The 5,988-nt window shown below is 67.2% G+C and carries 4 protein-coding genes; all 4 read left to right on the top strand.

Annotation, left to right across the window (positions count from 1 at the left end; translation table 11 throughout):
- Positions 1 to 196 precede the first annotated feature (196 nt).
- Positions 197 to 1,441 (top strand): protein translocase subunit SecF, encoded by a 1,245-nt coding sequence (secF, locus tag U9977_RS16155; protein ID WP_322750095.1) that lies wholly within the window; start codon positions 197 to 199, stop codon positions 1,439 to 1,441.
- Positions 1,442 to 1,461: 20 nt separating this feature from the next.
- A complete protein-coding gene (locus tag U9977_RS16160) occupies positions 1,462 to 2,016 on the top strand; it encodes an adenine phosphoribosyltransferase (RefSeq protein ID WP_322750105.1) in 555 nt (184 codons plus the stop codon).
- Positions 2,017 to 2,227: 211 nt separating this feature from the next.
- Entirely contained in the window at positions 2,228 to 4,717 is a 2,490-nt protein-coding gene (locus U9977_RS16165; protein WP_322750096.1) for a bifunctional (p)ppGpp synthetase/guanosine-3',5'-bis(diphosphate) 3'-pyrophosphohydrolase, read from the top strand.
- 155 nt (positions 4,718 to 4,872) lie between these two features.
- Positions 4,873 to 5,988: HD domain-containing protein (locus U9977_RS16170; RefSeq protein ID WP_416210652.1), on the top strand; the 1,116-nt coding region annotated here is incomplete at its 3' end.

Raw genomic sequence — 5,988 nt, forward strand, 5'->3', positions numbered from 1 at the left:
TCACGGTCTCAGCGGTCGGCGCGAGGGAGACCCCCGGTACCGGCCGTGACAGGCCGCCAGCACCGGCACGCCTGACAAAGAGCGGGCGGTCCTCGGTCGCCCAGGGCAAGGCGGGTGCGCGTCCAGCCGATCCGCGATCGTCCGATTCACAGTCATCACGGTCGCGTCCGGCCGGCGCGGGACAGGAGGAGTAGAGGTGTCCTGGGCCAGGAGGCTCTACCGCAGCGAGTTCGAGGTCGACTTCGTCGGCCGGCGTAAGGTCTGGTATCTCGTCTCCGCCGTGGTCCTGACGATCTGTATCGCCAGTATGGCGATCCGGGGTTTCTCGCTCGGGATCGACTTCAAGGGCGGTGCGCTGTTCCAGTTTCCCGCCGGCGGCCGGCCGGTCGCGGAGGCGCAGGCTGCACTGTCCGCGGCCGGTGTCAACCCCGCCGACGCCGTGGTTCAGGAGCTGGAGACCTCGCACCAGATACGGGTGCAGACCCCGTCGTTGACCGACGTGCAGACCGCGCAACTCCAGACCGCCATCGAGCAACGGTTCGCCGTCGCCGATACGGCCATCGACATCTCGACGGTCGGTGCGTCCTGGGGGTCGACCATCACCAACAAGGCGCTGCAGGGGCTCGCGGTGTTCCTGGTGTTGGTGATGATCTATCTATCCATCAGGTTCGAGTGGAAGATGGCGGTCGCCGCCATGGCGTCGCTCGTCCACGACCTGGTCGTCACCATGGGCATCTACTCGCTGGTGGGTTTCCAGGTCACTCCCGCCACGGTGATCGCTTTGCTGACCATCCTGGGCTTCTCCCTCTACGACACGGTCGTGGTCTTCGACCGGGTCCGGGAGAACACCGCCGGGATGGGCACGACCAGCCGGCGCACCTATGCCGAGGCCACCAATGACTCGTTGAACCAGACGTTGATGCGTTCGCTCAACACATCCTTCATCGCGCTGGTACCGGTCGGTTCGCTGCTCTTCGTCGGTGCCGGGCTGTTGGGTGCCGGTACGCTGGAAGATCTTGCTCTCGCCCAGTTCGTCGGCATCGCATCGGGTGCCTATTCGTCGCTGTTCGTCGCGACGCCGCTGTTGGTGGATCTGAAGAAGAACGAGCCGGCGGTCCGGGCACTGGATGCGCGGGTGGCCCGGTCCCGGGCGGTGGCCCTGCGCGAGTCGACCAAAGGGCCCCGGGTCGCCACGGGGGTGGGGACCATGCCTGCGCCTGACCCCGATGTGCAGACAGGGGACAGCGGGGTGGACATCGGTGCGACGCGGGGTGCGACCGGCGCTGACGATTTCTTCGACGACGAACGTGAGAAACCTCTCGGCAACCGTGAACCTGCCGTGGCCGGGGCCCGATCCGGCCGGCCCGGGGCGGCGCGCCGGCCGACGCAGGCGCGGCGTTCTGGCCGCAAAGGCCGTCCAGGCGGTAAAAAGCGGCGGTGACGACCACCGAACCAACCCCGATGACCGCGGCGACCTCCACCGGCGTCCCAGGCCGTGCCGCGGATGTGCTGCGTGCCCACGTTCGAGACGTTCCCGACTTTCCCAAGCCCGGAGTGATCTTCAAGGACATCACGCCTCTGCTGATGACACCGGCGGCCTTCGCGGTGGTCATCGACGCGCTTGCCGAGACTGCCGACGGCCACGGTGCCACCGTCGTGGCGGCCATCGAGGCGCGCGGTTTCCTGCTGGCGGCTCCGGTTGCCTACCGTCTCGGTGTCGGTGTTGTTCCCGTTCGCAAGCAGGGCAAGCTTCCCGGTGCGACGATCAGCAGGTCCTACGATCTGGAGTACGGCACCGCTACGCTGGAAGTCCAGACCGACGCCTTCAGGCCCGGTGACCGGGTGCTGCTCGTCGACGATGTCCTTGCCACCGGTGGCACCGCGCTCGCCACCGCCGAGCTGGTACGCCAGTCCGGCGCCGAGGTTGTCGGGCTCGCCGTGCTGATGGAGATCATGTTCCTGCTCGGACGCGATCGCCTGGCGCCCCTCGCGATCTCGTCGATCATGGAGGTGTGACGGATCGGGCGGCCTCGTGGCGATTCGATCACGTCAGCTCTGATCCGTAGGCCCAGTGACCTACATGTGATCCAGCTGTGTCTGTCTGGGGTTGCGGATGGAGAGCGACCGACGCAGCGTTAGCCTGCAAGGGTTGGCCGAAGGGGGTGCGATCGTGGTTTGTCGCACCACCGGCGGCCGGGTGAATTGCTAGGTGAAGCAGGAGTGGCTTGTGCCCGAGGCAGCACCGGTGGTGACCGGAGTGTCCGAGCCTGGCGTGACGATCGTTGACGAATCGTCGTCGGCAGGCGAGTACGGCGCGCCTGGCGCCGGGGAGGTCGACCACGGGGAGCCCGACCCCGGCGAGGGTTCGCCGGTGGTGCCGCGCCTGGGGCACGAGTCGCCGCCGCTGCCCCGTCGGGTCCGGGGCCGGTTCTCCAAACTGGCGTCGCATCGCGCACCCTCGCCGTCGCTGTTGGATCCGGTACTGCGGGGGCTGCTGGCCAACCATCCCCGCGCCGATGTCGGCCCCGTGTACCGGGCGTTCGAGACCGCGGCAGGGGTGCATACGGGCCAGGTGCGTCTGTCCGGGCATCCCTATGTGACCCATCCCGTAGCTGTCGCGAGCATCCTTGCCGATCTCGGCATGGACACCCCGACGCTGTGCGCCGCGCTCCTGCATGGCACCGTGGGCGACGCTCACATGACCCTCGAGGGCATCCGGGACGAGTTCGGCGACCACGTCGCGGATGTTCTCGACGCGGTGATGAAGCTCCACCGGGTGAAGGTCGGTGAGGGCGCCCAGGCCGAGACGATCCGTCGCATGGTGGTCGCGATGGCCCGTGACCCGCGGGCGCTGGTGATCAAGCTCGCCGCCCGTCTGCACAACATGCGGACCCTGCGGTTCCTGCCCGAGCACAAACAGGAACGTAAGGCTCGCGAGACTCTGGAGATCTACGCCCCCCTCGCTCACCGGTTGGGGATGAACTCGCTCAAGTGGGAGCTGGAGGATCTCGCTTTCGCGACCCTCTACCCGAAGCGTTACGACGAGATCGTCCGCCTGGTGGCCGAGCGCGCGCCGAGCCGGGACACCTACATCACCGGTGTGGTCTCCGCGGTGGTGGCCCATCTCGGTGAAGCTAAGATCAAGTCTGTCGTCACCGGTCGTCCCAAGCACTATTATTCGATCTACCAGAAGATGGTGGTGCGCGGCCGGTCGTTCGACGACATCTACGACCTGGTCGGAATCCGGGTGTTGGTTGACTCCGTCCGCGACTGTTACGCGTCCCTGGGTACGCTCCACGCGAACTGGAAGCCGATTCCGGGTCGGTTCAAGGATTACATCGCGATGCCCAAGTTCAACATGTACCAGTCGCTGCACACGACGGTGATCGGGCCCGACGGCAAGCCCGTGGAGCTGCAGATCCGCACCCACGCGATGCACAACCGGGCTGAGTACGGGATCGCGGCGCACTGGAAGTACAAGGAGGACGGGGTCGCGGCCCAGCCGTCAGGCACGGCGAAGGCGCGGGCGTTCGGGCTTGCCGACGGCGGGTCGAAGGCGGGCGGCCGGTCCCGTCGGGGTGGCTCCGGCCACGATCAGACCGCCTGGCTGCGCCAGATCCTCGACTGGCAGCGGGAGACCGCGCAACCCGGCGAGTTTCTCGACAGCCTGCGGTTCGACCTGTTCACCGATGAGGTCTTCGTCTTCACCCCCAAGGGTGACGTGATCGCATTGCCGGAAGGGTCGACCCCGGTCGACTTCGCCTACGCCGTCCACACCGACGTCGGCAACCAGTGCGTGGGCGCAAGGGTCAACAGCAGGCTCGCCGCTCTTGACACTCCGCTCGACAACGGGGACAGCGTCGAGATTTTCACCTCACGCGCACATGCGGCCGGGCCGAGCGAGGACTGGCTGACCTTCGTCCGGTCGTCCCGGGCCCGCACGAAGATCCGCCAGTGGCACGCCCGGGAGCGACGCGAGGACGCCGTCGTCGCCGGCCGGGACGCCATCGCTCGGATGATGCGTCGCCACGGTCTCCCGCTCACCCGCTTGATGAACGGCGACGTGCTGCCCAGCCTGGCCAAGGACATGCGGTACCCCGACGTTTCCGCGCTGTATGCCGCGATCGGTGAGAATCATGTCAGCGCGCAGAACGTGGTCGCCCGGTTGGTGTCCGCGCTCGGTGGACCCGAGGGCGCGGCCGAGGACGTCGCCGAGACCGCCCTGCCGACCCGGGCGCTGCGGCGGTCGGTGGGCGATCCGGGGGTAATCGTCACCGGCTCGCAGGACGTGTGGGCGAAGCTCGCCCGCTGTTGCATGCCGATGCCAGGGGACGCGATCATAGGTTTCGTCACACGGGGTAAGGGCGTGTCCGTGCATCGCCACGACTGCCAGAACCTGGCGATCCTGCGTGCGGCGCCGCACGACCGGACCATTGCGGTCGAATGGGCCGCATCCTCGGGTTCGGTGTTCCTTGTCGTCATCCAGGTCGAGGCGCTGGATCGTGTCCGTCTACTGTCCGACGTGACCCGGGTGCTGACCAACCACCACGTCAACATCCTGTCCGCGTCGGTGACGACTACAAAGGACCAGATTGCGATCAGCCGCTTCACCTTCGAGATGGGGGACGCAAAGCACCTGGGACACATCCAGGATGCGGTGCGATCGATCGAGGGCGTGCACGACTGCTATCGGGTCACCTCGGGCGTGCGGTGCTGATCATGATTGCATCATCCGGCTATGCGGCGGTTCCCGCCGGTGGGAACCGATTGTTCCGCGTACGACATCGATGTTGCCGCGGCAGACGGTCGTCGTCCGCCGCGGTATGGCTCGCCGGCCAGCTGCGCGCTGAGATCTGGTAAAGGGGGGGCGCTGTGGACGCCGAGATCGTAGGTGCCGGTATGCAGGGCGCGGCGTTGCCCGCGCGGATGGAACGGGCTGGCGGGGGCTGGCCGGCCGGAGAAGCTGACGGTGCCGGCGGGGGAGAGGAAACCTCGCGTACGCTTGCCGCCGCCCGGCTGGCCACTGCCCGCTTGGCCCATCTGGGCCGCTGGATGGCGGCGGTCCGCAGCACGCCGCCGGTGCCGCCGGAGCTGCGCGAAGTGACCGATGCGCACTGTCTGCATCATCCCAAGGCCGACATCGGCCTCATCGTCCATGCATACGACGTCGCGAACCGGCAGCATGCCGGTCAGGAGAGACACAGCGGCGACCCGTACATCACCCACCCGCTCGCGGTCACCGAGATTCTCGCCGAACTCGGGGTGGATACCACCACGATCGTCGGGGCATTGCTGCACGACACCGTCGAGGACACCCCCTACACGCTGGAGGCCGCCGCCGCGGACTTCGGCCTTGAGGTCGCCAACATCGTCGATGGGGTGACCAAGCTCGACAAGATGCGTTTCGGCGACGCGGCCGAGGCCGAGGCGGAGACCCTGCGGAAACTGATCGTCGCCCTTGCCAAGGACTATCGGGTTCTTGTCATCAAGATTGCCGATCGTCTCCACAACATGCGGACTCTCGGCTTCAAGTCGGCGCCCAAGCAGGCGCGCATCGCCCGGGTGACCCTCGAGATCCTCGCGCCCCTGGCGCATCGGCTCGGCGTGAGTGTGATCAAGAGGGAGTTGGAGGACCGTTCGTTCGCAGTCCTGTATCCCGGCGAGTACCGGCGGATACAGGAGATGGTCGACGATTTCAGCGCCGCGGAGCGCGCCTCCGGCCAGGTTGCCGCTATCGTCGCCGCGCTGCAGGGCGGTCTTGAGGATGCTCGCATCAACGCCCGGGTCTCGGTCAGGACGAGCCACCTCTTCTCGATCTACAAGCGGGCGCAGGAGCGCGGCTTCCAGGCGCGTGACTACAACGACATCGCCCGTGTGCTGATCCTCGTAGATTCTGTCACTGACTGCTATGAGACGCTCGGGGAAGTGCACGCCATGTGGCGCCCGGCGCCCGGGCGGCTACGCGACTTCGTGGCCACCCCCAAGTTC

The organism is Protofrankia sp. Cas8, from assembly GCF_963555845.1.
Classification (GTDB): Bacteria; Actinomycetota; Actinomycetes; order Frankiales; family Frankiaceae; genus Protofrankia.